The 26300-nt window shown below is 73.1% G+C and carries 23 protein-coding genes, 3 tRNA genes and 1 other RNA gene; 4 read left to right on the plus strand and 23 right to left on the minus strand.

Features of this window, described 5'->3' with window-relative positions:
• From VGH76_RS08145 to VGH76_RS08210, 14 genes are all read right to left on the minus strand, one after another.
• On the minus strand, positions 1–950 hold a 950-nt coding region (locus tag VGH76_RS08145; protein WP_331556133.1), incomplete at its 3' end, for a cbb3-type cytochrome c oxidase subunit I.
• Positions 951–1230: 280 nt separating this feature from the next.
• Positions 1231–1303, minus strand: a tRNA-Ala gene (locus VGH76_RS08150).
• 61 nt (positions 1304–1364) lie between these two features.
• Positions 1365–2153, minus strand: coding sequence for a DsbA family protein (locus tag VGH76_RS08155; protein WP_331556134.1), 789 nt, complete (start codon positions 2151–2153; stop codon positions 1365–1367).
• Positions 2154–2196: 43 nt separating this feature from the next.
• Entirely contained in the window at positions 2197–3780 is a 1584-nt protein-coding gene (locus tag VGH76_RS08160) for a cryptochrome/photolyase family protein (RefSeq protein WP_331556135.1), read from the minus strand.
• Entirely contained in the window at positions 3777–5027 is a 1251-nt protein-coding gene (locus VGH76_RS08165; protein WP_331556136.1) for an MFS transporter, read from the minus strand. The genes VGH76_RS08160 and VGH76_RS08165 overlap by 4 nt, the downstream gene beginning before the upstream one ends.
• Before the next feature lie 46 nt (positions 5028–5073).
• Complete coding sequence (locus tag VGH76_RS08170; protein ID WP_331556137.1) at positions 5074–6852, minus strand: hypothetical protein; 1779 nt, start codon at positions 6850–6852, stop codon at positions 5074–5076.
• A 193-nt stretch (positions 6853–7045) separates the two neighbouring features.
• Positions 7046–7424, minus strand: a transfer-messenger RNA (tmRNA) gene (gene ssrA, locus VGH76_RS08175).
• A 55-nt stretch (positions 7425–7479) separates the two neighbouring features.
• Positions 7480–8418, minus strand: a complete 939-nt coding sequence (locus VGH76_RS08180) for an amidohydrolase family protein (protein WP_331556138.1) — start codon at positions 8416–8418, stop codon at positions 7480–7482.
• On the minus strand, positions 8415–8825 hold the full coding sequence (gene smpB / locus VGH76_RS08185) for an SsrA-binding protein SmpB (protein WP_414637694.1): 411 nt from the start codon (positions 8823–8825) through the stop codon (positions 8415–8417). Before smpB ends, VGH76_RS08180 begins: the two co-directional genes overlap by 4 nt.
• Positions 8826–8982: 157 nt before the next feature.
• Positions 8983–9879, minus strand: a complete 897-nt coding sequence (gene ftsX, locus VGH76_RS08190) for a permease-like cell division protein FtsX (RefSeq protein WP_331556140.1) — start codon at positions 9877–9879, stop codon at positions 8983–8985.
• 90 nt (positions 9880–9969) lie between these two features.
• Positions 9970–10659, minus strand: coding sequence for a cell division ATP-binding protein FtsE (ftsE, locus tag VGH76_RS08195; RefSeq protein ID WP_331556141.1), 690 nt, complete (start codon positions 10657–10659; stop codon positions 9970–9972).
• Between the two features lie 52 nt (positions 10660–10711).
• Positions 10712–11827 carry a peptide chain release factor 2 gene (gene prfB / locus VGH76_RS08200; protein ID WP_331556142.1) on the minus strand — a complete coding sequence of 372 codons (1116 nt, stop codon included), beginning with the start codon at positions 11825–11827 and terminating at the stop codon, positions 10712–10714.
• Positions 11828–12196: 369 nt separating this feature from the next.
• Positions 12197–13339 carry a DUF3500 domain-containing protein gene (locus VGH76_RS08205; protein ID WP_331556143.1) on the minus strand — a complete coding sequence of 381 codons (1143 nt, stop codon included), beginning with the start codon at positions 13337–13339 and terminating at the stop codon, positions 12197–12199.
• Positions 13336–13662 carry a putative quinol monooxygenase gene (locus VGH76_RS08210; protein ID WP_331556144.1) on the minus strand — a complete coding sequence of 109 codons (327 nt, stop codon included), beginning with the start codon at positions 13660–13662 and terminating at the stop codon, positions 13336–13338. Before VGH76_RS08210 ends, VGH76_RS08205 begins: the two co-directional genes overlap by 4 nt.
• 247 nt (positions 13663–13909) lie before the next feature.
• On the opposite strand from VGH76_RS08210, the gene VGH76_RS08215 reads away from it, so the two are divergent.
• Positions 13910–14680, plus strand: a complete 771-nt coding sequence (locus tag VGH76_RS08215) for a FadR/GntR family transcriptional regulator (protein ID WP_331556145.1) — start codon at positions 13910–13912, stop codon at positions 14678–14680.
• A 40-nt stretch (positions 14681–14720) separates the two neighbouring features.
• Positions 14721–15464: a hypothetical protein gene (locus tag VGH76_RS08220; protein WP_331556146.1), complete on the plus strand. Its 744-nt coding sequence runs from the start codon at positions 14721–14723 to the stop codon at positions 15462–15464.
• A gap of 32 nt (positions 15465–15496) precedes the next feature.
• Here the strand turns inward: VGH76_RS08220 and VGH76_RS08225 are convergent, their stop codons facing one another.
• The 3 genes from VGH76_RS08225 to VGH76_RS08235 form a co-directional block, all read right to left on the minus strand.
• Complete coding sequence (locus tag VGH76_RS08225; protein ID WP_331556147.1) at positions 15497–16612, minus strand: acyl-CoA dehydrogenase family protein; 1116 nt, start codon at positions 16610–16612, stop codon at positions 15497–15499.
• A gap of 10 nt (positions 16613–16622) precedes the next feature.
• Entirely contained in the window at positions 16623–17795 is a 1173-nt protein-coding gene (locus VGH76_RS08230; RefSeq protein WP_331556148.1) for an acyl-CoA dehydrogenase family protein, read from the minus strand.
• A gap of 112 nt (positions 17796–17907) precedes the next feature.
• Complete coding sequence (locus VGH76_RS08235) at positions 17908–19140, minus strand: glycoside hydrolase family 3 N-terminal domain-containing protein (RefSeq protein WP_331556149.1); 1233 nt, start codon at positions 19138–19140, stop codon at positions 17908–17910.
• Positions 19141–19219: 79 nt separating this feature from the next.
• Here VGH76_RS08235 and VGH76_RS08240 point away from each other — a divergent pair, with 79 nt between their 5' ends.
• Complete coding sequence (locus VGH76_RS08240) at positions 19220–20149, plus strand: alpha/beta hydrolase (RefSeq protein ID WP_331556151.1); 930 nt, start codon at positions 19220–19222, stop codon at positions 20147–20149.
• Between the two features lie 32 nt (positions 20150–20181).
• On the opposite strand, the gene VGH76_RS08245 is transcribed toward VGH76_RS08240, so the two are convergent.
• Both VGH76_RS08245 and VGH76_RS08250 read right to left on the minus strand, forming a co-directional pair.
• The gene (locus VGH76_RS08245; RefSeq protein ID WP_331556153.1) at positions 20182–20787 is read right to left on the minus strand and encodes a class I SAM-dependent methyltransferase; all 606 of its coding nucleotides are present in this window, start codon (positions 20785–20787) and stop codon (positions 20182–20184) included.
• 59 nt (positions 20788–20846) lie between these two features.
• Positions 20847–21146 (minus strand): YggT family protein, encoded by a 300-nt coding sequence (locus VGH76_RS08250; RefSeq protein ID WP_331556155.1) that lies wholly within the window; start codon positions 21144–21146, stop codon positions 20847–20849.
• A gap of 63 nt (positions 21147–21209) precedes the next feature.
• On the opposite strand from VGH76_RS08250, the gene VGH76_RS08255 reads away from it, so the two are divergent.
• Positions 21210–21566, plus strand: a complete 357-nt coding sequence (locus VGH76_RS08255) for a DUF952 domain-containing protein (protein ID WP_331556156.1) — start codon at positions 21210–21212, stop codon at positions 21564–21566.
• 135 nt (positions 21567–21701) lie between these two features.
• On the opposite strand, the gene VGH76_RS08260 is transcribed toward VGH76_RS08255, so the two are convergent.
• The 4 genes from VGH76_RS08260 to VGH76_RS08275 form a co-directional block, all read right to left on the minus strand.
• Positions 21702–21778: transfer RNA gene (locus tag VGH76_RS08260), tRNA-Met, on the minus strand.
• A gap of 170 nt (positions 21779–21948) precedes the next feature.
• Positions 21949–22025 (minus strand) — tRNA-Met (locus tag VGH76_RS08265).
• A gap of 39 nt (positions 22026–22064) precedes the next feature.
• Positions 22065–25031 (minus strand): UPF0182 family protein, encoded by a 2967-nt coding sequence (locus VGH76_RS08270; RefSeq protein ID WP_331556157.1) that lies wholly within the window; start codon positions 25029–25031, stop codon positions 22065–22067.
• Positions 25032–25191: 160 nt separating this feature from the next.
• Positions 25192–26217 carry a YlbL family protein gene (locus VGH76_RS08275; protein WP_331556158.1) on the minus strand — a complete coding sequence of 342 codons (1026 nt, stop codon included), beginning with the start codon at positions 26215–26217 and terminating at the stop codon, positions 25192–25194.
• Positions 26218–26300: the final 83 nt, after the last annotated feature.

Consider the following 26300-nt stretch of genomic DNA (forward strand, 5'->3'; position numbering starts at 1 on the left):
GCGCCGGTGGCGTACATGTGGTGCGCCCACACCGCGACCGAGAGGGCCGCGATCGACAGCGTCGCGTAGATCAGGGTCTTGTAGCCGAAGACCGGCTTGCGGCTGAACACCGGGAAGATCTCCGTGACGATGCCGAAGAAGGGCAGCGCGACGATGTAGACCTCGGGGTGGCCGAAGAACCAGAACAGGTGCTGCCAGAGGATCACGCCGCCGTTGGCCGGGTCGAAGATGTGCGCCCCGAGGTGCCGGTCGGCCAGCAGGCCGAACAGCGCGGCGGTGAGGATCGGGAAGGCGAGCAGCACGAGCACGACCGTCACGAGGATGTTCCAGGTGAAGATCGGCATCCGGAACATGGTCATGCCCGGGGCGCGCATGCAGACGATCGTCGTCACGAAGTTGACGCCGCCGAGGATGGTCCCCAGGCCGGAGACGGCGAGGCCCACGATCCAGACGTCGGCGCCGTAGCCGGGCGTGTAGAGCGAGTCCGACAGCGGCGAGTAGGCGAACCAGCCGAAGCTCGCGGCGCCGCCCGGGAAGAAGAACCCGGACACCACCATCGTGCCGCCGAAGAGGAACAGCCAGTAGGAGAAGGCGTTCAGCCGCGGGAACGCGACGTCGGGGGCACCGATCTGCAGCGGCACGATGTAGTTCGCGAAGCCGAACAGGATCGGCGTCGCGTACAGCAGCAGCATGATCGTGCCGTGCATGGTGAACAGCTGGTTGTACTGCTCGACCGAGAGGATCTGCAGGCCCGGGCGGGCGAGCTCGGCGCGCATGAGCAGCGCCATCAGCCCGCCGATGAGGAAGAACGCGAAGGAGGTGACCAGGTAGAGGATCCCCAGGTCCTTCGGGTCGGTCGTCCTCATCATCCGGCCGACGAACGAGCCGCGCTTCGACTCCCGTACCGGGTACGGCGTGGTCGAGATCGGCTTGGGTGCGACGGCCGTCACGGATGCCTCCTGCCCACGACTGTCTCCTTCCGGGACGACCCCGACGGCGGGACCACCCCATGCGACCCGGCGATCGTAACCGGCGAAGAGCACCGCGGCTCGCCGGGTGACGCTCTCCACGACAACCCGTCGTACGACAGTGTGTCCGCGCCGAGCTGACGCTGGTCCAGCCCTCGTACCTCGGGCTGTGCCAGCCGTCAGCGGCGCGAGGACGGCTGCTGCCCGTGAACGACGAAGGCCCGCCGACCGGGTGGTCGGCGGGCCTTCGCGGATTCGTGGGTGGAGCTGAGGGGACTCGAACCCCTGACCCTCACACTGCCAGTGTGATGCGCTACCAGCTGCGCCACAGCCCCAACGCCGCGAAACGGTACACGGCGGGCCGGTGCCGGCCGTGAGGGGGGTGGGGCCCCGACCTCAGCCCAGCGCCGCCGCGAGCGCCGGGTCGTTCGGGCTCACCGTCTTGCCGTTGACCACGATCGTCGGCGTCCCGAAGCCGCGGCTGCCGTTGGACTCCTGCTGCAGCGCCGGGTCGGACACCGCCTGCTGGTAGTTCTGGGCGACCGCGGCACCGTAGGTGTTGCCGCGCACGCACGCCTCGTACCCGGGCCCGGCGCCGGAGTTCTTGCCGAGGGTCACCAGGTCGTCGACGGTGTAGCCCGCGCCGCCCTCCTCGGGCTGGCGGTCGTACAGCGTCTTGTGCAGCGTCGCGAACCCGCCGTTCTGGGCCGCGCACATGATCGCGTTGCCGCCGAGGGTGGAGTAGCCGGGCGGATTCGAGCTCTGGTCGAGCAGGTTGACCATGTGGTAGCGGACGGTGAGCTTCCCGGCGTTCAGCCCGTCGGTGATCTTCTGCCCGTCCAGCGACTCGAACTGCTTGCACGCCGGGCACTGGGCGTCCTCGTAGACGTCGAGCGTGGTCGGCCCGTTGCCCGCGACGACGACGGTGCCGTCGACGCGGGTCTGGTAGCTGGCGTTGACCGGGGTCACCGGCTGGTTCGCCGGCAGCGCCGCGGTCTTGTTCGCGTTGGCCGAGTACACCGCGACGGCGATCACGGCGACGAGGACCACGAGCACGACGACGGCGATGATCGTCGGCGTCCGCGACTTCCCGGTCGAGGGCGACCGGCGCCCGCCCGAGACGGGGTTCTTGCCACGGCCCGCCGTGTTCGGCCGCGTCCGGCCCGTCTGCTGACTCCTCGCCATGGCGACCACCGTAACGAGGGCGGGTCAGGCCCCCATGAGGGGTTCAGAACTCGGTGCGCCCCTTCTCCTGCTCGATCACCGCGTCGAGATCCTTCAGCCGGTCCATCGTCGCCACCGCCCGCGCCGTCCGCTGGTTCGCGCGCAGCAGGTCGGCGTGGCGGTGTACGAACTGCCAGTAGCCGGCGGTGAACGGGCAGGCCTTCTCCCCCACGCGGACCTTCGGGTCGAAGGCGCAGTCGCCGCAGTGGTCGGTCATCTTGTTGAGGAAGGCGCCGCCGGAGGCATACGGCTTCGTCGCGAGCTTGCCGCCGTCGGCGTGCTGGCTCATCCCGACGACGTTGGGCGGCATCACCCAGGCGAACCCGTCGACGAACGAGGTGGTGAACCACTCCGAGAGCTCGCTGGGCCGGTACTCCCGCTGTAGGGCGTGGTTGCCGAGGATCATCAGGCGCGGGATGTGGTGGACCCAGCCGCGGTCGCGGACCTCGTTCATCGTGTGGGAGAGGCAGGCGGCGGTGACGGCGTCGCCGTCGAGGTCGGCCCACCAGCGCGGCAGCTCCTTGCGGGCATCCAGCTCGTTGTTGCGGTGATAGCCCTTCCCGAAGTGCCAGTACAGGTGCCAGATGTACTCGCGCCACCCGAGGACCTGCCGCACGAAACCCTCGACGGAGTTCAACCGGGCCGTCCCGTCGTGGTGGGCCTGCTCGGCGGCCGCCACCGCCTCGAGCGGGTGCAGCACGCCGAGGTTCATCGGCACCGACAGCAGCGAGTGGGCCATGCTCCAGTCGCCGGCGAGGACGGCGTCCTCGTAGGGCCCGAACGGGTCGAGGCGGTGCTCGACGAACTGCCGCAGCGCCCGGCGGGCCTCGTCGGGGGTCACCGCGAACAGCCGGGGGCCGTCGGCGCCCACGGTGTCCAGCTCCATGGCGTCGAGGTCGTCGCGGACCTGCTCGTCGATCTCGTCCTCGTCGGGGAACCACGGCGGGTCCACGCCGAGCGTCCGCCGGCCGCCGTCCTTCCGGGCTTTCGGCGGTGGCTCGCGGTTGTCGTGGTCGAGGTTCCACTTCCCGCCCACCGGGGAGTCGCCGTCCAGGAGCACCTCGAAGCGGGTGCGCTGGTTGCGGTAGAAGGTCTCCATCGTGAACGACGAGCCCTCGCCCGCCCACGCGGCGAACTCCGCCTTCGGGCGGGCGAACGTCGTCGTCGGCAGGATCGCGGCGACGAGCCCCTCGCGCTGCAGCGTCTCGACGAATTCCTTCGCCGCGTACGACGTCGGTTCGTGCACGACGACGGGCCCGCCCACCTTGTCCAGCGCCTCGCGGTAGGTGGTGGTGCGGTGGTAGGTCGACCGCTCCCCGAGCTCGTCGTCGAGGTGGCGCATGCCCGAGAGCAGCAGGTGCAGCTTCTGGCGGTGGTAGCGGCGCCGGCGCAGGACGGCCGAGGACTCGACGAGCACGACGTCGCGCCCCGCGTGCTGGGGCAGGCCGTGCACGGCGGGACCGAGCTGGTCGCCGAAGCACCAGAGCGGCGCCTCCGGGTCGACCCCGTCGAGGGCGGCGTCGATCGCGTCGCCGTAGGTCTCGACGATCCCCTCCGGCACGGCTCCGGCCGCGTCGCGCCCGCTCATGCGGCGCGGGTGCCCTCCCGTCCCGGGGGTGAACCCCGCTCCGCGGGGGCCGGGGGCTCGGTCGTCGTCAGCCACACGAGCATCGCGACCAGGGCGACCCCGCCGGAGACCCCGAACGCCGCGGCGAACCCCACGTACTGGGCCAGTGCCCCGGCGGCCAGCGGCCCGACGATCGCCCCGACGTCGGAGGCCATCTGGAACCCGGAGAGCGCCGGGCCGCCGGAGCGCCGGGACCCGACGAGGTCCGCCACGGCCGCCCCCTGGGCGGGCTGGAGCAGCCCGGCGCCCGCCCCGGCGACCAGCGAGGCGACGAGCAGCACGGCCAAGCTCGGGAACAGGCCCAGGCACGCGGTGCCCGCGGCGACCATCGCGAGGCCGGCGACGACGACGGGGCGCCGGCCACGACGGTCGGAGAGCCCGCTGGTGGCGAGCAGCATCGCGCCGTCCCCGACCGCGAACACCGTCAGCGCGATCCCCGCCCACAGCGGTTCCCGGCCGAGCGCGACGGCCACGAACAGCGGGACCAGTCCGACCCGGACTCCCTGCACGGCCCACCCGGTCGCGAGGCCCGAGGTCAGCGCGGCCCGGTAGGTCGGCCGGCGCAGCGCCCGGCTGATCGTCAACGGTTCGACGCCCGGATCCGTGGGGCGGACCCCGACGCCGGACGAGAACGCGAGCAGACCGCCGACGACCGCCGTGGCGACCACGAGGGCCACCGCGTAGACGACGAACGGCGCGCGCAGGTCGACGGCGACGAGGGCGCCGCCCAGGGCCGGGCCGGAGATCCCGCCCAGCAGGAACGAGCCGGTGAAGAGGCCGCTGACCTGGCCCCGCCGGCCCTCCGGGGCCAGCCGGAAGATCAACGAGAACGCCGAGACGGTGAACATCGTGGACCCGATCCCGCCGACCCCGCGGAAGACCAGGAGCTGGACGTAGCTCGTCGCGAACGCGCACGCCGCGGTCGACCCGGCGACGACGAGCAGCCCGCCGAGGTACATCGTGCGCTCGCCGACGCGGGCGACGAGCCGGCCCGACAGGGGCGCGAAGAGCAGCCGGAACACCGGCAGGGCGCTGACCACGGCCGCGGCGGCCGTCACCCCCACGCCGAAGCTGCGGGCGAACACGGGCAGGGCGGGTGCGACGACACCGAACCCGGCCGCCACCAGGAAGCTGCCCGCCAGGAGCGCCCAGACCTCCCAGGGCAGGGCCTCCCGGGGACCGGACGCGCCCTCGCCGTGCGCGGACATCACCCTCCTCGCCGCACCGTCGCGGCCCGGCGGAGAGGTTACGGCCTCACATCCCGGCGGCGAGCACCGTCGCGGCCGAGGTGGTGGTCGGCGGCACCGAGGTCGCCGTGGCCGCCTCCGTGCCGGCCACGGCGGCGTCGGTCGCGGTGCCCGTGGTGGGGTCCGTGGCCGACGAGGTGGCCGTCGACGTCTTCCTGCGGGTCGGCGCGGACGTGGCGGTCCGCTGGGTGGTCGTCGGCTGGGTCGTCCGCTGGGTCGACGTCGACGGCTTGGTCAATTGCTTGGTCGTCGACGGCGTCGTCGTGGGTCGGGTGGTCGTCGGCGTCGTGGTCGGGTCGGTGCTCGCCGGGGGCCCGTCCGGGTGGGTCGGGGGCGTCGGGCCCGACCCGGGCAGCTGCGAGGGCGGGTCGGACCGCGTGCCGGTCTCCGGGGACCGCTCGGTGGTCGTCGAGGGCACCGCCTCACGGACCGCCGCCGGCCGGGCCGCGACGCCGACCGCGCCGTGCTCGGTGCCGCCGGTCGACCCGGCGGTCACGCCGGTCCAGGTGTCCCCCGTACCCGAGGAGCCGCTGTCAGAGCCTCCGTCCGAGCCCCCGCCGTCCGAGGCCCCGGCGTCTGCGGCCCGCGGCAGGAGCGGCGCCGCCGGGATCGCCGACGGCGCGGAGGCCCCGATCTCGGCCTGCGACTCCGGGCGCACGAGATGGGCCTCGCCCGCCCAGATGACCAGCCCGGAGGCGAGGGCGAGCGTGGCGGTGGCGGCGCCGAGCACCGCTGCGCGGCGGGCGCGGCGTCCGGCCGGCGAGGTCACGCTGAAGGGGGTGATCCCGCTCCTGCCCCGCGCGCGGACCGCGGGGCCCGCCAGGGCGGCAGGAACGGGCTGCTCCTCGGCGCCCGGCAGCGCCGGGCTCTCGGCCCAGGACGCGACGACCGGGACGAGCCGGGCCGGCTCCGCCCGGCCCTCACGGGCCGCCACGCCACGCCCGACGCGGACGAGCTGCTCGGAGAACACGGCCGCGCCGGGCGGGTCGGTCTCGACGTCCCGGAGCAGGGCGGCCAGCGGGGAGTCGGGCACGGTGTCGTCGCGGGCCGACGGGCGGGTGACGGCCTCCGGGTCGTCGCCGCCGACGACGGCGGCCGCGTGCTCGAGCACCCCGGACAGGACGGCCGCGAGGGCGCGGACGTCCGCCGCGCGACGGCGGGCGGCGTCCTCGCCGTCGTCGGGCTGCTCGCCGACCACCGGCAAGGGGCCGGACAACGACGCCGTCAGTCCGACGAGCCAGGCGTCGGCGTGCGCGCGGTCCACGAGGACGCTCGCCGCGCCGATGGCGCCGTGCTCCACACCGTGCGCGTGCGCGTGGGCCAGCGCCGAGGCGAGCTGGGCGCCCATGCGGGCGAGCTCGGGCTCGCCGATCGGGCCGTCGCGTAGCACCAGCGCGAGCGGCTCCCCCGGGACGTTCTCCAGGACGAGCGTGCTCTCCGTGTCCGGGGCCAGCCCGTCGACGTCGTAGACCTCGAGCAGGTGCGGGTGGTGCAGGCGCGCGAGGTGGCGGACCTGCTCGATCCGTTCGGAGAGCAGCTCGCCGGCGGCCGGCGGGAGCGTGACGAGGCGCACCTCGCGGCCGAGGACCTCGTCGACGCCGCGGACGGCCGCGTCGTCGGCGCCGATGGCCAGCGCGCCGGTGGGCGCGTCGGCGCCCGGGTCGGTGATCACGCGGTCGGTGATCACGCGGTCGGTGATCACTCCGGGACTCTCCGTGCGCAGGGCGGGGAACGCGTCACCGTCCGGGGTGGTCCTGGTCGTCTCGACCGGTACCTGGGAGGTCACGACGGGTCCCCCTGCCTCCTCTGCGTGGAACGGATGCCAACCCGCATCGCTCGGCCGGGTGATGTTATCCCTCGAACGGGATCCCGGTCGACCGATATTGAGGAGATCCACAGTGGAGCCTCAGGAACGCGCGTCGTGCCTGGTCCCGCACACGACGACGGCCGGAGAGCGTGGTGCTCTCCGGCCGCCGTGGGGGTGGAGGTGCCGGGAATCGAACCCGGGTCCTCCGAACACTCGTCAGGACTTCTCCGTGCGCAGTCTGCGTCGTCTCTGCTCGGGCCCGCCGGTCGTGCAGACACGCCGGCGTGACGACCCCAGTCACTGTTCGATGTCCCGCCGGGCCCCGTGACCGGGCCCGACGGTGGAGTTCCCTAGCTGATGCCGGCTACCGGGTCGGGAACGAACCCGGGCCGACAGACCTCAGAACCTGCTGTCAGGCAGCAAGCTGGAGGTCGCGCTGAGTACTGTTCTCGGCGCTTATTTCTTTGCGACGGGTGGTTATCGAGATCATCGTCGCCTTCCTCGGCACGCTTCTCCTGATCAACCGCTCGGAGTCGAAACCAGTCACCCCCTTCTCCCTGCCACGGTGGGCAGGGCCGTCCATCATAACGCGCCGGGGCCCGTCGATCATCCCGCCGGGGTCCCCAGCATCGCGGCCGGCGCGTCGTGCAGCACCGAGCGCAGGAAGTCCTCTCCGAGCCGGTCGTCGGCCGCCGCCCAGGAGCGGATCGCCTCGAGCTGGCGCCAGTACGCGTAGGGGATGTTCGGGAAGTCGGTGCCCAGCACCACCCGGCCCTCGCCCGACAGGTCGGCCAGCCGCTCCGGCCAGTCGCGCGGCAACGGCGCGAACCCTTCGGTGAACGGGGTGCCGACCATGGTGGTGTCAAGCCGGACCGTGGGGAAGCGCTTCGCCAATGCCAGCGCCTCGTCGTACTCCGGCAGGCCGGCGTGGGCGAGCACCAGCGGGAGCCGCGGGTGGCGCTCGAGGACCTCGCCGATGATCCCCATACCGGTGTAGTTGCCCTGCCGCGGGCCGTCACCGCAGTGCGTGATGACGGGGATCCCCGCCTCGGCGAGCAGGCCCCACGCCGGGTCGAGCAACGGGTCGCGTGGGTCGTACCCGCCGACCTGCACGTGCGCCTTCACCACCCGGGCGCCGCGGGAGAGCGCGTCGGAGAGGTAGTCCGTGACCGACCCCTCGGGGAAGAGGGTCGCGGACGGCACCGCCTCGGGGATCGACGCCGCCCAGTCCAGCGCCCAGCCGGTGAGCCAGGCCGCCATGTCGGGCTTGTGCGGGTAGACCAGCGGGGCGAACCGCTCCACGGCGAACGAGCGCAGCAGCGCCAGCCGCTCGTCCTCGGGGCGCTTGTAGTGGATCGGCCACTCGTAGCCGTAGTTGGCCGCGGCGTCGTCGAAGAACGCCCACACCTTGCGCAGGACGCGCTCGGGCAGGAAGTGCACATGCACGTCGACCAGGCCCGACCCGCCGTCGGGACCCAGGCGCAGCGAGCGCACCCAGCCCGCGACGTCGTCGTCGCACGTGAGCGGGCGCTCGAGCGGGCTCACCACCCCTTGATCCGGCGGCCGACGATCCGCTCCGCCTCGCGCTTGGCGTCACGCTCGGCCATCGCCTGGCGCTTGTCGTGGCTCGCCTTGCCGCGGACCAGCGCGAGCTCGACCTTGGCCATGCCCCCGGAGAAGTAGATCGACAGCGGCACCAGGGTCAGGCCGCCCTCGCGCGTCTTGCCGATCAGCCGCGAGATCTCCTCACGGTGCAGCAGCAGCTTGCGGTGGCGGCGCGGCTCGTGGTTGGTCCAGCTGCCGAAGTCGTACTCCTGGATGTGCAGGCCGCGAAGCCACACCTCGCCGTCGGTCACCGTTGCGAACGCGTCCGCGAGCGAGGCGCGCCCCGCCCGGAGGCTCTTGACCTCGGTGCCCTGCAGCGCGATCCCGGCCTCGTAGACGTCGAGGATGGTGTAGTCGTGGCGGGCCTTCCGGTTGGTCGCGACGACCTTGCGGCGGTCCTCGGGACGGTTCGAGGACGCGGCCTTCCCGGCCTTCTCCTTCGCGCGTCCCGAGTCGGTCGGGACGGCCGTCTTCGCCACGGCTGCACTCCTCCTGCTCGTCGGGTCAGTTGCGCACGTACAGGCGCAGGGTGACATACCCGGTCGCCGTCGCGATCGCCGCGCCGATGACCACCAACAAGGGTGCAACGAAGAACAGGACGTCGCTCATCCCGACCGCCGGGATCGCGTTGGAGATCAGCCGCCCGCCCAGCAGCCGGTCGATGAAGAAGAGCTTGCCGAGCACGAGGCCCCCGGTCGCGAGCAGCGCCCCGACCACCCCGGTGATCACCGCCTCGATGAGGAACGGGACCTGGGTGTACCAGCGGGTGGCGCCGACGAGGCGCATGATCCCGACCTCGGTGCGCCGCGTGAAGGCCGACACCTGGATCGTGTTGGAGATCAGCAGCAGGGCGGCGAGGGCCTGCACCGCGGCCAGCCCGAAGGCGCCGTTGCGCACACTCGCGAGGAACGTGAAGAGGTCCTGGACGAGGGCCCGCTGGTCGACGACGTTGCGCACCCCGGGCCTCCCGGAGTACTCGGCGACGATCGCGTCGCCGCGCGTCGGGTCCTTGAGCGTCACCCGCAGCGTCGCGGGCAGGCTCTGCGGGCGCACCAGCTGCAGGATCGACTGGCCGGCGTAGATCCGCAGAAAGCGCTGGTAGGCCTGCTCGCGGCTCTCGTAGGACACCCCGGCGACCAGCGGGTCGCCCTGCAGCTCGCCGCGCAGGCCGGTGCAGGCCGGGCTCGAGCAGTCCGGGTCGCCCGCGCTGGTCGGCTCGTCGAGGGCGACCTGAACGGCCAGCTGCGAGTAGTAGAGGTCCTGGGTGCGGTCGATCGTGCGCACCGCGAGCAGCCCGGCCCCGAGCATGCCGAGCGAGATCGCCGTCGTGAGCATCATCGCGATGCTCATCGTGACGTTGCGGCGCAGCCCGGCGAGCGCCTCGCGCCACACGAACGCCATGCCGTTCACCGGCCCTGCCCCCTCATCGGCCCTGCCCGCTCATCGGCCCTGCGCCCTCATCGGCCCTGCCCCCTCATCGGCGCGGCCCGGTCACCGGGTGGCCCCGTAGACGCCGCGGGCGTCGTCGCGGGCGAGCTTGCCGAGGTGGAGCTCGACGACCCGGCGGCGCATGGCGTCGACGATCTGCCGGTCGTGCGTGGCCATGACCACCGTGGTGCCGGTCCGGTTGATCCGGTCGAGCAGCAGCATGATGTCGTCGCTGGTCTCGGGATCGAGGTTGCCGGTGGGCTCGTCGGCCAGCAGCACCAGCGGCCGGTTCGCCAGGGCGCGCGCGATCGCGACGCGCTGGGCCTCGCCGCCGGAGAGCTCGGCGGGCATCCGGTCGCCCTTCCCGTCCAGGCCCACCAGCTCGAGCATCTCGGGCACGACGGTGCGGACGGTGTGCTCGGACTTGCCGGTCACCTCGAGGGCGAAGGCGACGTTCTGGGCCACCGTCCGGTCGCCGAGCAGCCGGAAGTCCTGGAACACGCAGCCCATCCGCTGGCGCAGCCGCGGCACCTTGCGGTTCGGGAGGCGGGCGACGTTCCAGTTGGCGACGAAGACGTTGCCGCTCGACGGGGTCTCCTCGCGCAGCAGCAGCCGCAGCAGGGTGGACTTGCCGGAGCCGGACGGCCCGATGAGGAACACGAACTCGCCGGCGTCGACGTCCACCGACACGTCGTCGAGCGCCGGCCGGACGGACGTCGGGTAGAGCTTGCTGACGTGTTCGAGCCGGAGCACGGGGCGCGATGCTACTTGCCGAAGTCGATCTTCCCGTCCGGGCGAACGATCGCTACGCGGCGGCTTCGGTCTGCTTCCGCCAGCGGATGCCGGCGTCGAGGAAGTCGTCGATGAACCCGTCGAGCACCTGGCTGGTCTGCGAGGTCTCCTGACCGGTCCGCAGATCCTTCACCATCTGGTACGGGTGCAGCACGTAGGAGCGCATCTGGTTGCCCCAGCTCGACCCGGAGTCCTTCAGCGAGTCCAGCAGCGCCCGCTCCTCGGCGCGGCGACGCTCGAGCAGCTTGGCCGCGAGCACCGTCATCGCCGTCGCCTTGTTCTGCAGCTGCGAGCGCTCGTTCTGGCAGCTCACGACGATGCCGGTCGGCAGGTGGGTCAGGCGCACCGCGGAGTCGGTGGTGTTGACGCCCTGACCGCCGGGGCCCGACGAGCGGTAGACGTCGACGCGCAGGTCCTTCTCGTCGATCTCGACGTGGTCGGTGGACTCGACGACGGGGGCCACCTCCACCCCGGCGAAGCTCGTCTGCCGGCGGCCCTGGTTGTCGAACGGCGAGATCCGGACGAGGCGGTGGGTGCCCTGCTCGACGGAGAGGGTCCCGTACGCGTACGGCGCGGAGACCTTGAACGTGGCGGACTTGATGCCCGCCTCCTCGGCGAAGGAGGTGTCGTAGACCTCGGTCGGGTAGCCGTGGCGCTCCGCCCAGCGCAGGTACATCCGCATGAGCATCTCGGCGAAGTCGGCGGCGTCCACCCCGCCGGCCTCCGCGCGAACCGTCACCAGGGCGTCGCGCTCGTCGTACTCGCCGGAGAGCAGGGTGCGGACCTCGAACGCGCTGATGTCGGAATGCAGGCTCGCCCGCTCCGAGTCGGCCTCCGCGGTGAGCTCGACGGAGTCGGAGCCGGACTCCTCGTCGGCCATCTCGTAGAGCGTGGAGAGGTCGTCGAGCCGGGAGCGCAGCGACTCGGCGCGCTTGAGGTCGGCCTGCTTGTGCGTGAAGTCGCTGGTCAGCTTCTGCGCAGTCTCGGGGTCGTTCCACAGGTCCGGCGCGGCGACCTGCGCCTCGAGCTCGGCGACCTGGCGCCGCAGACCGTCGAGGTCCATCGCCGCCTCCACCGAATCGAGGCTGGCGGCGAGGTCCTTGAGTTCGGTCGCGGTCGAGTCGTCCACGGGGTCCAGGGTAATCCCGGCCTGACCTCCCACCCACGGGTGCGGGGCGGGGCGGACGGCCGTCCCGAGGACGGGTCGGTCCCGGTGCCGCCCGGGTCCGGGTCCGGGTCCGGCCGACGAGTGAGCGGCGCCGTCCTGGCGTCCAACGTCAGGATCGTGCCGTTGCTGCCACGGGCGGCCCGACCCGGCCGACGAGTGAGCAGCGCCGTCCTCGCGTCCAACGCCAGGAACGTGCCGTTGCTGCCACCGGCGGCCCGACCCGGCCAACGAGTGAGCGGCGCCGTCCTCTCGACCAACGCCAGGATCGTGCCGTTGCTGCCACGGGGTCAGGCGTGCCCGGGGCTGGGACGGGGCGGGCCCGGCGACGACTCAGTGGTGCGCGCGGCGGTGCTCGGCCACGACGTCCCGGCCGAACTCGCGTCCGGCGGCCCGCCACACCGAGTGGGCGTGGTTGACCCCGCGCTGGGTGTTGTCCCACTCGGCGAGCAGGTCGGGCCCCTCGACCCGGTAGTAGTGCGGCTCGCCGCGCTCGTGCCCGCCGGCCCACGCGAAGTGCACGCCGTCCAGTCCGTCGCCGTCGAACCGGGCCCGCTCGCGCTCCACCAGGCCCGGGGGCATCCGCCCGACGTAGACCTCGAGCAGGTCGCGCAGGACCGCCCGCTGGGCCTCGGTGAGGTCGCTCGCCGCGATCCCCTTCGGCGTCGGGCCGATCTCGGTGGCCGCGCGGTCGGCCTCGGTCACGCCCAGCTGTGCCTCGAGGCCGTCGTGCATCGACCAGAGCCGGTCCTCGAGGGTCTGGTCGTCGAAGTGGCCGCGCCACAGGTCGGGCAGCGGGATCAGGCGGTCGCCGGGCGAGACCCCGACCCGGTTGGCCCCGATGATGTCCGCGGGCGCCGTCGGGGTGAGCACCGTGGTGGCGCGCTGGTCGGCGTCGAGCGCGTGCAGCAGCGCCCGCCCGAGGTCCTCGATCGCGCCCAGCGGGCGCAGCTCCTGCCCGCCGAGCAGCGGCGAGACCATCGGGTCCGCGCCGAGGAAGCACGGTGACCCGGCCACCGCCTCGCCGCCGACCACCAGGTGGTTGACCGAGACATGGTGCCCGCCGAAGCGCCAGCCCCACGGGCCGGACCCGGACGGGTCACCGAAGACGCGCAGGTAGTACATCCCCGGGTCGCGGCCCCGGTCGCGGGCGAACCCGGCCGTGAATCCCTCGGTACGGTCGAGGACGTTCTCCAGCCCCATGATCGTCGAGGCGCTGACGTAGCCCGGTTCGGAGAGCCCGGTCGCGAGCAGCCGCATCGCGGCGCGCTGCTGGTGGGGCAGCTGCTCGTGCAGCGTGAGCCCGCCGTGGTCGGTGGGCGTGTAGTACCAGGCGAGCCGCTCGGCCTCGGCCGCCTTCGAGCCCGGCCAAGCCCAACAGCCCTGTGCGGACTGCTCGTCGTCGAGCGTCCCGAGCCACGCGCCGGCGGCCTCGACCATCGCCGAGGCCACCGACGCGGGGGTCGCCGTGCTCACTTGACGCGCTTGAGCCGGGTGATGACGAGGCCCTCCGACCCGCCGCCGAGCAGATCCTCGAGCTTGCTCGCGAAGTCCACCAGGTGCTGCGCACCCAGGTGGGCGTCGAGCTCCGAGCCCGACTCCCAGTTCTCGTAGAAGTAGAACGTGGCCGGGTCGTCCTCGGCGACGTGCAGGTCGTAGTTGACGCAGCCGTCCTCCTGGACCGTGATCGGCACGAGCGCCTCGAGCGCGCTGCGCAGGTCGGCCTCCTTGCCCTGCTTCGCGGTCATGCGCGCGATCACGGTGAGCAGATCCGGGTTGTCGTCGGTGGGGGTGACCACGGGGGCGACTCCTTCGTCGAAGGGTGACGCCGCTCATGCCACCAGGTCCGTACCCCGTCCGCAGGGCCACCTACCGGGTCGGGGAGGTCGGCGAGCGCGAGAGCGAGCCCGGCCGGTGGGGGGTTCCGGCCGGGCCGCCCTCGGAGGAGCGGATCCGGTGGGGGGACCGGGATCCGCCCACGCTCCGACACCAACAAACGTATGAGACCAGTTCTCAAAGTTCAAGGCCGTCCGGCAGACTCGGCGCGTGCCTGATCACCGTGTGCGCCCCCTCGGCGCTCCCGGTGCGCCCCTGGCACGCTCGACCGTCTTCGCCCCGCTCGACCAACTGGGCCGCGCGGAGGCGGTGGTCCGGCGGCTGCGCGACGCGATCACGGTGGGACTGCTCGCCGACGGCGAGCCGTTGCCGGCCGAGGCGGACCTCGCCGACCTGCTCGGGGTGGCCACGGTGACGATCCGCGAGGCCCTCGTGACGCTGCGCTCGGAGGGCCTGGTCGACACCCGGCGCGGCCGAGGCGGCGGAAGCTTCGTCCGCCACCCCGTCGGTGTGGGGCTCGCCGCGCAGCGGGAGCGGCTGCGGTCGCTGACGCTCGCCGAGATCCGCGACGTCGGGGACCACTACACCGCGATCGCCGGGGCGGCGGCGCGGCTGGCGGCCGAGCGGTCGTCGCCCGCGGAGGTCGAGGCCGTGCGCGACGGCCTGGACGGCGTGTCGTCGGCGGGTCCCGGCGGGCTGCACCGCGTCGAGCGCGCCTTCCACCTCGAGGTGGCCGCCGCCACGCAGTCGGCCCGGCTGACCCGCAGCGAGGTGCTGCTGCAGGGCGAGATCGGCATGTTGCTCTGGCTCGCACCGGACATGGACGGGGCCGTCGGGCCGGCCCGCGCGGCGCACGGCGCCATCCTCGACGCGGTCCGGGACGCGGACGCCGCACGGGCGCGCGCGCTCACCGAGGCGCACGTGCAGGAAGCGGTCGAGAGGCTGGCGGAACTGCGCCTGGCGGAGTCGGATGGGCGGTGAGTACGGGGTCCCAGGGGTGGGGCCGGGGACGGGGGCGGTCATGAACGCGGACGCCGCGGGCGCTCGTGCGGCCGCCGTCGCGCTGGCGCAGTCGGTCCACGAGGTCGTCGAGCGCCTCTTCGCCGATCTCGAGCCGCTGCGCGTCGCCGTCGAGGACCTGTACGTCGCGCTTCCCCGGCCGCGCGCCGCCGACCTGGCGCAACTGCGCGACGTCATCGGGACCACCCTCGCCGCCGCGCCCGACCTCGTCGTCGGCGCGGGCCACGTGCCCGCCGGCGACGCCCTCGCCGACCGGACCCGCTGGCTGGAGTGGTGGACGGTCACGTCCGGGCCGCCGCCGCGCCGGCTCCTGCCCGACGCCGGCCCGTCGGAGGAGCACCTCGACTACACCCGCCAGCCGTGGTTCACCGTGCCCGCCCGCACCGGGGCGCGGCACGTCACCGGCCCCTACGTCGACTACTTCTGCACCGACGACTACACGCTCACGCTCACCGTCCCGGTGCGCCGCGAGGGCCGGTTCGTGGGCGTCGTCGGGTCGGACGTGTCCGTGGCGAACGTCGAGCGCCTGGTGCTGCCGCGGTTGCGCGCGCTCGGGCCGCGCGCGGCGCTGGTGAACGACCGGGGGCGCGTCGTCGTCTCGACCTCGGTCCGCGAGGCGACCGGCTCGATCGTGCGCTCCCCCGACGTCGCCGCGAGCTGGCACGACGACGACGGGCCGGTGATCCGGTGCGGCGATTTCCCCCTGGGTGTGCTCCGCACCCGTGAGCACTTTCCGGGGTCATAGCCCCGGAAAGTGCTCACGAGGCCGGAGGCCACCTACATGGTCAGCGCCGCCAGGTGCTCACGGTGCTCCTCGGCGGAGCCGAAGAGCGGCGCCCGACGGCGGGCCCGCTTGTAGAAGAAGTGAGCCTCGTGCTCCCAGGTGAAGCCGATGCCGCCGAAGAACTGGATCATCGCGCCGGTCGCCTCCCAGGCGGCGTCGGAGGCCTTGGAGCCCGCCACAGCGACTGCGATCGCCTTCCCCGGATCGTCGCTGTCCAGCGCGTGCGCGGCGAAGAGGACCGCGTGCTCGGCCATCGTCACCGCCACGTGCAGGTCGGCCATCCGGTGCTTGATCGCCTGGAACGAGCCGACCGGCACGCCGAACTGGGTGCGCTCGCGGTCGTAGGCGACGGTCCGCGAGAGCGCCTCGCGGGCGACCCCGACGAGGTCGGCGGCGTTCAGCACGGCGCCGCGCGCCAGCAGGGCGGCCACGGCGTCCGCCCCGCCGGAGGCGAGCGGCTCGGCCGGGGTGTCGGTGAGCTCGACGGCGCCGACGCGGGCCGTGCCGTCGTAGGTGCGCTGGTCGCGCACGGAGAGCCCACTCGCGCCGGCCTCCACCAGGTACAGCCCGGGCGTGCCGGAGGCGTCGGTGGCGGCGACGACGAGCAGACCCGCGACGTTCGGGTAGTCCACCGGGGACGCCGAGCCCGAGAGCCTGCTCGTGCCGTCGCCTTCCGGGCTGTTCGCGTCCACCGTGATGCCGGAGCCGTCCCAGGCCCCGCCCTCACCCCGCAGCGCGACCGTGCCCACCGTCTCGCCGGCGGCGAGCGCGGGCAGCCACCGGGACTGCTGCTCAGGCGAGCCGGCGAGCCGGATCGCCTCGGCCGCGAGCACCGTCGTGAGCCATGGTCCGGGGGCCACGCCCGCCCCGAGGGCGCGGGCCACGACCTGCGCGTCCAGGAGGCCGAGCCCGAGCCCGTCGTGCTCCTCGGGGACGAGCACGGCGAGCGCGCCCTGGTCGGCGAGGCCCTTCCACAGCGTCAGCGGGTGGCCGTCGCCGTCGGGGTCCTCGACGACGCCGCGCACCGCGTCGAGGTCGAAGCGGTCGGCGAGGAACTCCGAGACGGTCGAGGCGAACGCCTCCTGCTCCTCGGTCAGTGCGAAGAACATCTCCGGCCTCCTACCGCGGCAGGCCGAGCACGCGCTCGGCGACGATGTTGCGCTGGACCTGCGACGAGCCACCCCAGATGGTCACCGACCGGGACCAGTGGTCCTGCGCGTGGAAGGGCGTGAGGTCGACGTCGGGGCGCGGGGCCGCGAGTGTGGCCTCCGGGCCGAGGACCTTCTCGAAGGCCTCCCAGAGGTCCTGGAACGCCTCGGACCACTGCAGCTTGGTCATCGACGACTCCGAGCCCAGGTCCCGGCCCTGCTCGGTCTGGGTCAGGATGTGCATCGCGTGGTAGCGCAGGCACTCCAGCTCGACCAGGCAGCGGGCCAGCTCCTGGCGGGCCACCGGGTCCTCGGCGCGGCCGAAGCGCTTCGCCTCGGCGACGATCTCGTCGTACTGTCGGCGGAACTCGGTGTACTGGCCCACGCCTGAGGCGCCGCGCTCGAAGGAGAGCAGCAGCATCGCGGTGCGCCAGCCCTGCCCGATCTCGCCGAGGCAGTCCTTGGCCGGGACGCGGGCGTCGGTGAAGAACACCTCGCCGAACTCGCTCGCCCCGCTCATCTGCTTGAGGGGGCGGGCCTCCACGCCGGGCTGGTCCATGTCGATGAGCAGCATCGAGATGCCCTTGTGGCGCTCGGAGCCGGGCTCGGTGCGGACCAGCGTGAAGATCTTGTCGCCGTGCATGGCGTTCGTCGTCCAGATCTTCTGGCCGTTGACGACGAAGTCGTCGCCGTCGCGCACCCCGCGGGTCGCCACGGCCGCGAGGTCGGAGCCGGCTCCGGGCTCGGAGAAGCCCTGGCACCAGATGACCTCGTTGCGCAGCATCGGGCCGATGATCTCGGCCTTCTGCTCCGGGGTGCCGATCGCCATCACGGTCGGGGCGAGAAAGGTCAGGCCGAGGGTGTTGACGGTCTGCGGGGCGTGCGCCCGGATCGTCTCCTCGTCGTAGATCGCCTTCATGCCCGGCGTCCCGCCGCGGCCGCCGTACTCGACGGGCCACTGGATGCCCGAGAAGCCCGCGGCGGTCTTGCGGGCCTCCCACTCGCGGCGCTTCTCGAACGACTCGGTCGTGTCCAGCGAGGCCCAGTACCCCGGCCGGGTCCACTCCTCGGGGATGTTCTCCGCCAGCCAGGTCCGCAGTTCCGTCCGGAACTGCTCCTCCTCGGCGGTGTAGGTCAGATCCACGTCGGCTCCCAGGCTCTCTGCGGTGGGCGCGTCAGCACCCGGCGCGCGGGCCACTCTGGCAGGTCCGTCGGTCCCCTGCACTACCGCCGGGTAGCCGGGCGCGGTGATCGACTCAGCAGTGCAGGATGCCCTGCTGCTCCTTGAGCGCGAGCACGCGGCGGACCGCGTCCTGCGCCCGGGCGGCGAACGCCGGCTCGCGCGCCGCCGCCGTGATGGCGTCCACCATCGGCCCCAGGTTCTGCGGCGCCACGGTGAGCACCAGGTCTCCGCCCGCGGCGAGGAACCTCGTGGCGCGCGCGCCGACCGGGACGTCGGCCAGGGCCTTCGCGACCCCGACGTCGTCGGTCATGACGACGCCGGTGAAGCCCAGCCGCCCGCGCAGCAGGTCGCCCAGGATCCGCGACGAGAACAGCGCCTCGTGGTCCGGGTCGATCTTCGGGTAGCGCGCCGAGGACACCATCACCAGCGGCGCGCCGGCCTCGATGCCGGCGGCGAACGACCGCAACGACGGCGAGTCGGCGCTCGTCTGGGTGTCCACGACGTCGGCGGCCACGTCGGTGTTCTGGCGCACCTCCCCCAACCCCGGGAAGTGCTTGAGGGTCGGGGCCACCCCGGCGTCGCGCAGGCCCCCGACGAAGGCGCCGACCGCGGGAGCGACCGCGCCGACGTCGGTGCCGAACTGCCGCCCGAACTTCCCGACGGGCGCGTTCGCCGTCCCCAGCGCGGGGTCGACCACGTCGGCGACCGGCGCGAGGTCGGCGGTGACCCCGACGTCGCGCAGCTCCTTCCCCCACGTCCGCGCGTCGCCGCGCAGCGCGTCCGGGTCCCTCCCCTGGGCGGTGGCCGCCGGGATGCGGGTGAAGCCGGGCCCCTCGAGCTCCTGGACCTGCCCGCCCTCCTGGTCGGCGGTGACGAGCATCGGCACGTCGGCGCCCCCGGTCGCCTGGGCACTCGTGACGACCTTCGTGACGGCGTCGGAGCTCGCGGTGTCGCCGTCGGTGAGGATGACCCCGCCGGGCTCCTTCGCCAGGGCCGCTCGGGCGGCCGGGCTGACCCCGCCGGCGCCCACCCCGACGACGACGAGCTGGGTCCAGCGCTGGGCGGGCGTCAGGCGGTCGTAGGTCGCGGTGACGCAGGCGGACGAGCCGGGCGGCGCCGGCGTCGTCGGGGTCGTCGCCGCGGGCGCCGACGAGCTGGGCGGGGCTGGTGCGGCGGTGACGGCCGGCGCCGGGGTCGATCCCGCGCCGCAGCCGGCGACCAGGCCCGCCGCCACCAGGACCGCCCCGGCGAGGTGGGCCGGGGAGGCCGATCGGGACGGGCGGCGGTCCGGTCGGGGCGGCGTCATCGCGGGCCAGGGTAGGGACCGCCGGCGCCGGGTCGGCCCCGGGTCGCCCGAAGGAGGTCGGCGCAGGACGATGACGCGCATGGTCTCCACACGGCGGACGCTCACCCTCCACGGCCACCCGATGGCGTGGGTCGAGGCGGGCCCCGAGCGCGGCGAGGAGGCCGAGGTCGTCGTGCTCCTGCACGGCGTCGCCGGGAGCTCGCGCACGTGGGAGCCGGCGATCGAGCGCCTGGAGTCGGTGGGCGATCGTCGCCGGATCCTCGCCCCGGACCTGCTCGGGCACGGCGAGTCGGCCGGCCCGAGCGGGGACTTCTCGATGGGCGCCTTCGCGAACGGGCTGCGCGACCTGCTCGCCGCGCTGGGGCACCGCAGCGTGACCGTGGTGGGGCACTCGCTCGGTGGCGGCGTGGCGATGCAGTTCGCCTACCAGTTCCCGGAGCTGTGCGCGCGCCTGGTGCTGGTCTCCTCGGGCGGGCTCGGCCGCGGGGTGAGCCCGACGCTGCGCCTGGCCGCGCTGCCCGGTGCGGGCGTCGTCGTGCCGATCCTCGCCCGCACCGGAGTGCTCGGACTCGGGGTCGCCGCGCTGCGGGCGGCGGCCGCGCTGCCCCTGCGCCCGGCCGACCAGGTGTCGCTGCGGGAGTACGCCCGCCACGCCGGCTCGCTGACCGAACGGGCCCACGCGGACGCGTTCGTCGACACCATCCGCGGCGTCATCGGCCCCTGGGGCCAGCGGGTCACCGGGACCGACCGGCTCTACCTCACCGCCGGCCTGCCCACCCTCGTCGTCTGGGGCCGCCGGGACCCGATCATCCCGGTCGGCCACGCCTACCGCGCCGCGTCGCTCATGCCGGGAAGCCGCCTGGAGGTCTTCGACGACTCCGGGCACTTCCCGCACTGCGACGAGCCGGGGCGCTTCGCGGAGCTGCTGCACGCGTTCTGCGACGCCACCGAGCCCGCCGACCTCGACGCGGCCTCACTCGGGCCGCGCCTGAGTGCCTCCGGCGCGTGAGCACTTTCGGGGGCTATGGCCACCGAAAGTGCTCACGAGCCTCCGGCACCCACGTTGCGGCACTGGTAGCAGAGTGCCGGCGGCACGTTGCGCCACACCGTGGGCGTGAGGCGCACCTCGTCGAAGCTCTGCTCGAGCAGCTCCCGGAAGCGTCGCTGTGTGGGCAGGTTCATCACGTGGCGGTAGGCGAAGGTGGTGAACACCCCGCCGGGAGCGAGCACCCGCGAGACCTGCTCCATGATCCCGCGCTGCGCCTCGCGGGAGAACAGCGTCCAGGGCAGGCCGCTGACGACCGTGTCGACGCGCGTGATCCCGATGTCGGCCAGCAGCTTCTGCAGGTCCTTGGCGTCCCCGCGCACGACCTCGAGCCACGGCCGGGTGCGGGCCAGGTGGCTGACCATGCCCGGGTCGATCTCGACGGCGACGTGCCGGGCCTCGGGCGCCATCCGGCGGCGCAGCGCCTGGGAGACGACGCCGGTGCCGGGCCCGAGCTCGACGACCGTCGCGGCGGGGTCCTCGGGGGCGACCGAGGCGAGCACGTCGCACAGGGCGCGGCCGCTCGGGGCGACCGCCCCGATGACCGTGGGGTTGCGCGCGGCCGAAGAGACGAACGCGAGGAGGTCACGGGCTGGCGTCACGCACGGAGACTCTCAGGTCCTCGGCGGGGGGACCACCGGGGAGGGGCTTCGTCACGGCCTCACCGCGGGTCGATCACCCGCATCACGATGTAGACCACGATCAGCAGGATCATCATCGACAGGTCCAGGCTGATGTTCCCGATGCGGATCGCCGGGATCAGTTTCTTGAGCAGCTTCACCGGCGGGTCGGTGACCCGGTACATGAGCTCGAGGCTGACCGCCGTCCCGCCGGCGGGCCGCCAGTCGCGCGCGAAGCCCCGGACCACCTCGACCACGAGCCGCCCGATGATGAACAGGTAGAACACGAACAGGACGTAGTAGACGACCAGCAGGATCGTGTCCGTCGGGCTCGCGAGCATGAGTCCACTATGGCCCGTATCGGGCCCCGGGAGCTCCCCCACCCCCGTGCCAGGATGGGCGCCGTGATCCTCCACATCTGTTCCCGCGCGGACTGGGACGCCGCCGACGACTCCGTCCGGCCGCCCTCGCTGCGCTCCGAGGGATTCGTGCACTGCTCCGACCCCGGAACGGTGGCGCTGCCGGCCTCGCGGCTCTACCCCGGGCGCACCGATCTGCTGCTCCTCGAGGTCGACCCGGGGCGCGTCGGGTCGCCGGTGCGCTGGGAGCCGGGGGTGCGCGACGGCGAGGTGGAGACGTCGGGGCCGTGGTTCCCGCACGTGTACGGGCCGCTCCCCCGGACCGCTGTCGTCGGCGTCCACCCCTTCCCGCCGGGGGACGACGGGACGTTCCGGCTGCCGGCCTCGCTCGCGGAGCGGTGAGGGGCCGGGTCGGCTCCCCGGCGGCGGTACGAACGGCCGGTTGGTGACCTTCGACGGTGACGGACCGGCCGTTCGTCCTTCCCGGGGGCGGGAACGACGAAGGCCCCGACCTCGTGGAGGTCGGGGCCTTCGTGGTGGTAGCGGGGACAGGATTCGAACCTGTGACCTCTGGGTTATGAGCCCAGCGAGCTACCGAGCTGCTCCACCCCGCGCCGCACCGGTGCGTCCCGGTGATGGCATCAAGACTACCGCCCGGTGAACTGCCGCCCCGCACGGGGGGTGGACGAACCGACCCCGGGCTGCGCCTCGTCGGGGAGGCCGACGAAGCACCGCAGAACGACGAAGGCCCCCGACCTGGATTCCAGGTCGGGGGCCTTCGTGGTGGTAGCGGGGACAGGATTCGAACCTGTGACCTCTGGGTTATGAGCCCAGCGAGCTACCGAGCTGCTCCACCCCGCGTCGCACCACCAAGACTACGCGACGCAGCGCGATCCACGATCACTGGCCCCCCGTCGCCGCCCGGTACTGGTTGATCGCGTTCGCCAGGTCCTGCTGGGCCTGGCCGATCCCCGCGAAGTCGCCCTGCTGCTGCGCGGTCCGCAGCCGGTTCAGCGCATCGTTCATCGAGTTGATCGAGGCGGCCACCTGGGGCGACGCCGCACCCGGCGCCGCACCGGCCGCCGGGGCCTGCGCGGCCCCCTGCTGCGCCGGCGGGGTCGCGGCCGGGACCGGCGCCTGCGGGACCGCGGCCTGGCCCGGCGTCGTCCTGGCCGTCCCCGCCGAGCCGAACACCTGGGTCAGGGCCTCGGCGAGCGTCGGCGCGTAGCCGATCTTCCCGCCGAAGCTCACGAGCACCCGGGAGAGCTGCGGGAACGACGACTCCTGGTTGGACCGCTCGATGTAGACCGGCTCCACGTAGAGCAGCCCGCCCGCGATCGGCAGCGTCAGCAGGTTCCCGTAGAGCACCTGGGTGCCCTGCTGGCGCAGCAGGTTCAGCTCCGTGGAGACCTGCGGCGAGGACAGGAACTGCGTCTGCACCTGCTGCGGACCCTGGGTCTGGGTGTCCGTCGGCAGCTGCAGCAGCGTCATGTGTCCGTAGCTCCCCGGATCCGAGCTCACCGACAGGTACGCCGAGAGGAACTCGCGGCGCAGGCTCACCAGCGCCGTCGTCAGCTGGAACTGCGGCGACGTGCTGGTGCCGCGCCGGGGATCGTCGGCGAGCAGGTAGTACGGCGGCTGCGGGTCGCCCGCGGCGGCCGCGGCGTCGCTCGTCGGGTCGGACGGGATGTCCCAGAACGAGACCGTCGAGTAGAACTCGTTCGGGTCGGACACGTGGTAGCGCGTCAGCAGGTCCCGCTGGACCTTGAAGATTCCCTCCGGGTAGCGGAAGTGCGCGCGCAGGTCGGGCGGGATCGCGGAGGCCGGCTGCACCGTGCCCGGGAACGCCTTCTCCCAGGTCTGCAGCACCGGGTCGGTCGGGTCGTTCTCGTAGAGCTGGACCTGGCCGGTGTAGGCGTCGACGGTCGCCTTCACCGAGTTGCGCATGTAGCCCGCGGTCTGCGGGGCGAGCGTGCCGTTGTTCGCCGAGTCCCGGGTGGCGTCGCCCAGGGAGACCTGCTGGGCGTAGGGGTAGCGCGGCAGCGTCGTGTAGCCGTCGACGATGTACTTGATCTGACCGTCGACGACGGCCGGGTAGACGTCGTTGTCGAGCTCGAGCCACGGCGCGACCTTCTGGACTCGCGTCAGCGGGTCGCGGTTGTACATGATCCGCGAGTCGTTGCCGATCGAGGAGTTGAACAGGATGTTCCGCTCGAAGCCGTAGTAGGCGAAGAACGCCAGGCGCGAGAGCGGGTTGGACAGCGGCACGCCGCCGGGCCCGGTGTAGGTGGACTGCTTGGTGTCGGTGTCGTACTCCCGCGGCGGGGTCCCCGGGTCGGCCCCGACGATCGCGTAGTCGTCGGGGTTGTTGACCAGCTCGCCGTAGTAGATGCGCGGCTGCTGCAGGCCGAACGGTCCGGGGGTGTCGACGTCGGAGACCTGGAACTGCGGGTAGCCGCCCTGCCCGCCGTTGGTGTCCACCGCGGCGTTGACGGTGTTCGCCGGGGCCGCGATGAAGCCGTTGCCGTGGGTGTAGACGAGGTGGCGGTTGATCCAGTCCTGCTGGTTGCCCACCAGGTTGTCCGGGTCGATCTCGCGGGACGCGACCACGTAGTCCTGGGTCTGGCCGTTCAGCGTGTAGCGGTCGACGTCGAGGGTGGGCGCGAACCCGTAGAAGTTCCGGCGCTGCTCGAGCTGGGTGAAGGTCCGTGAGAGGCGGTTCGGGTCGAGGAGGCGGATGTTCGGCACCGTGCCCTGGTCGGTGCTGATCGCCTGCTGGACCGACGCCGCGCTCTGGTCGGTGGTCCCGGCGTAGGGCTGGACACTGACGGTCTGCGGGGTGATCCCGAACGCGTCGCGGGTGGCCTGGATGTTGCGGCCGATCGAGACCGCCTCGCGCTGGTTGGCGTTGGGACGCACCGAGAACTGCTCGAGCACCGCCGGCCACGCCGCCCCGATGAGCACGCTGGACAGGACGAGCAGCGCGAGCGCGATCGCGGGGATCTGCAGGTTGCGCAGGAACACCGCGGCGAAGAACGCGGCCGCGCAGATGACCGCGATCAGCAGCAGGATCAGCTTGGCCGGCATGGCGGCGTTGAGGTCGGTGTAGCTCGCGCCGTAGAAGTTGGCGCCGCCGGCCGAGGACTTGCGGTCGGAGAAGAGCAGCTCGTACCGGTCGAAGAAGTACGCGACTGCCTTGAGCAGCACGAACGTCCCCGCGAGCACGGCGAGGTGGGCCCGCGCCGCGGTGGCGAGCGAGCCGTTGCGTCCCGCCAGGCGGATCCCGCCGAAGACGTAGTGGGCGACGAGCGCGGCCAGGAAGCTGATCCCGACGCCGACGAACAGCCAGGAGAGCACCGAGCGCCAGAACGGCAGCGCGAAGACGTAGAAGCTGATGTCGTGGCCGAACACCGGGTCGGTGACACCGAACGGCGTCTGGTGCAGGAAGAGCTGGGTGGTCTGCCAGTCCCCCTGCGCCGAGAGCGCGGCGATGATCGCGACGAGCAGCGGGATGCCGATCGCGAACAGCCGCAGGTGGGCGAGGACGACGGTGCGGTAGCGCGCCACCGGGTCCTCCGGGCCGGCGACGGGCACGAACACCGGCCGCGTGCGGTAGGCGATGTACAGGTTCAGCGCGATGAGCCCGCCCATGAACACCGCGGCGATGACGGCCTGCACGATCCGCGTGACCAGCACCGTCGAGAAGACGCCGCGGAAGCCGACCTCACCGAACCACGCCCAGTCGACGTAGACGTCGATGAGGCGGGCGAGGCCGATCAGCACGACGAGGACGACCGCGCCGACAACCAGCAGGGTCTTCGTTCGCCGGGACAGCTGCGGGTTCCCGGTCGCGGGCCGGTTGGCCACTGTCGGTCACGCTCCAAGCGGGGACGGGTCGTGCAGGTCGAGGGTGGCGGGCGCGACGGGGGTGGCCCGGTGTGAGAACTCTACGAACGCCGTGTGGGTTCCCTGTGCTCCCGTGTTCCTCGTGTCGGGTTCCGTGGTGCCGCGGCCATCGGTCAGCAGGTCAGCACGACGGAGGCGTCCGCCCGGCCGCCAGGTCCTGCACGGCCGACACACCCTCGCGCAGGTCGGACACGCGCGCCAGCACCAGACCCGACGGGGCGGTGCGCGCCGCCTCGGAACAGTTGCCCGCGGGCACCAGGAAAGCCGTGGCGCCGTCGGCGCGAGCGGCGTCCATCTTGAAGCGGATGCCCCCGATCGGGCCGACCCGGCCGTCGGCGTCGATCGTGCCGGTCCCCGCGACCTCCTTGCCGCCGGTGAGGTCGCCCGGCGTCAGCTTGTCCACGATCGCCGTCGCGAAGACCAGCCCCGCGGACGGCCCGCCGACGTCGCCGAGGCCGATCTTGATGGTGGCTGGCGAGACCACCTGGGAGGCGGCCGTGATCCCCAGGTAGCCGCGCGCCGGGTCGCCGGGCCGGGCCGCGGCGGTGACCGTGACGTCGCTGGTGCGGTCGCCCCGCTGGAAGCGCACGACGACGGGCGTGCCCGGGGCGATGCCGCCGACGGCGTCGACGACGTCCTGCGGCGTCGTCACCGCCCGGCCGGCGACGGTGAGCAGGCGGTCCCCCGGGTTCAGCAGGCCGGCCGAGGGCCCGGGGGTGGTGACGTCGCCGACCTTCACCGCCGACGGGTAGCCGAGGTAGCGCAGGGCCGCGGTCTGGGCGTCGTCCTCGGACTGGGAGAACTGCCGGGTGTTCTCCGCGTCGACCTGCTGGCTGGACTGCCCGCTCGGGTAGACCTGCTCGCGGGGCACGACCTCGTGGGAGCCGGTGACCCACATGGCGATCGCGCCGAACAGCGTCACCTGGCTGGTCACCGCGACGGTGGTCATCCGCAGCTGCCCCGTCGTCGGGTAGGTCGGCACCGGGCCCGACACGTCGATGATGGGCTTGCCCGACTGGGCGCCCAACACGTCGAAGGTGGGCCCGTCGCCGAGGGCCACGAACGGCACCCGCACCGTCGCGCCGGCGAGTCCCAGGACCGCGGCGAGCACGAGCCCGAGGGCGATCGTCGCACGCAACCGGGTCACGGGCGGGGAGGGTAGTGATCGACGCTGTGGGCTCCGCGTCCGGTCGGCGGGATCCGCGTTCGCTGAGGGCTTGCCGAGAACCT

Source organism: Actinomycetospora sp. (genome assembly GCF_036497585.1).
Classification (GTDB): Bacteria; Actinomycetota; Actinomycetes; order Mycobacteriales; family Pseudonocardiaceae; genus Actinomycetospora.

Bases quoted from the DNA above. Each gene is read 5' to 3' on its own strand.
- VGH76_RS08160 (WP_331556135.1), bottom strand. From the start codon at position 3,780: ATGAGCGGGCGCGACGCGGCCGGAGCCGTGCCGGAGGGGATCGTCGAG.
- ftsX (WP_331556140.1), bottom strand. From the start codon at position 9,879: ATGGCGTTCGTGTGGCGCGAGGCGCTCGCCGGGCTGCGCCGCAACGTC.
- VGH76_RS08155 (WP_331556134.1), bottom strand. From the start codon at position 2,153: ATGGCGAGGAGTCAGCAGACGGGCCGGACGCGGCCGAACACGGCGGGC.
- VGH76_RS08240 (WP_331556151.1), top strand. From the start codon at position 19,220: ATGGTCTCCACACGGCGGACGCTCACCCTCCACGGCCACCCGATGGCG.
- VGH76_RS08250 (WP_331556155.1), bottom strand. From the start codon at position 21,146: ATGCTCGCGAGCCCGACGGACACGATCCTGCTGGTCGTCTACTACGTC.
- VGH76_RS08220 (WP_331556146.1), top strand. From the start codon at position 14,721: ATGAACGCGGACGCCGCGGGCGCTCGTGCGGCCGCCGTCGCGCTGGCG.
- VGH76_RS08235 (WP_331556149.1), bottom strand. From the start codon at position 19,140: ATGACGCCGCCCCGACCGGACCGCCGCCCGTCCCGATCGGCCTCCCCG.
- VGH76_RS08225 (WP_331556147.1), bottom strand. From the start codon at position 16,612: ATGTTCTTCGCACTGACCGAGGAGCAGGAGGCGTTCGCCTCGACCGTC.
- VGH76_RS08165 (WP_331556136.1), bottom strand. From the start codon at position 5,027: ATGTCCGCGCACGGCGAGGGCGCGTCCGGTCCCCGGGAGGCCCTGCCC.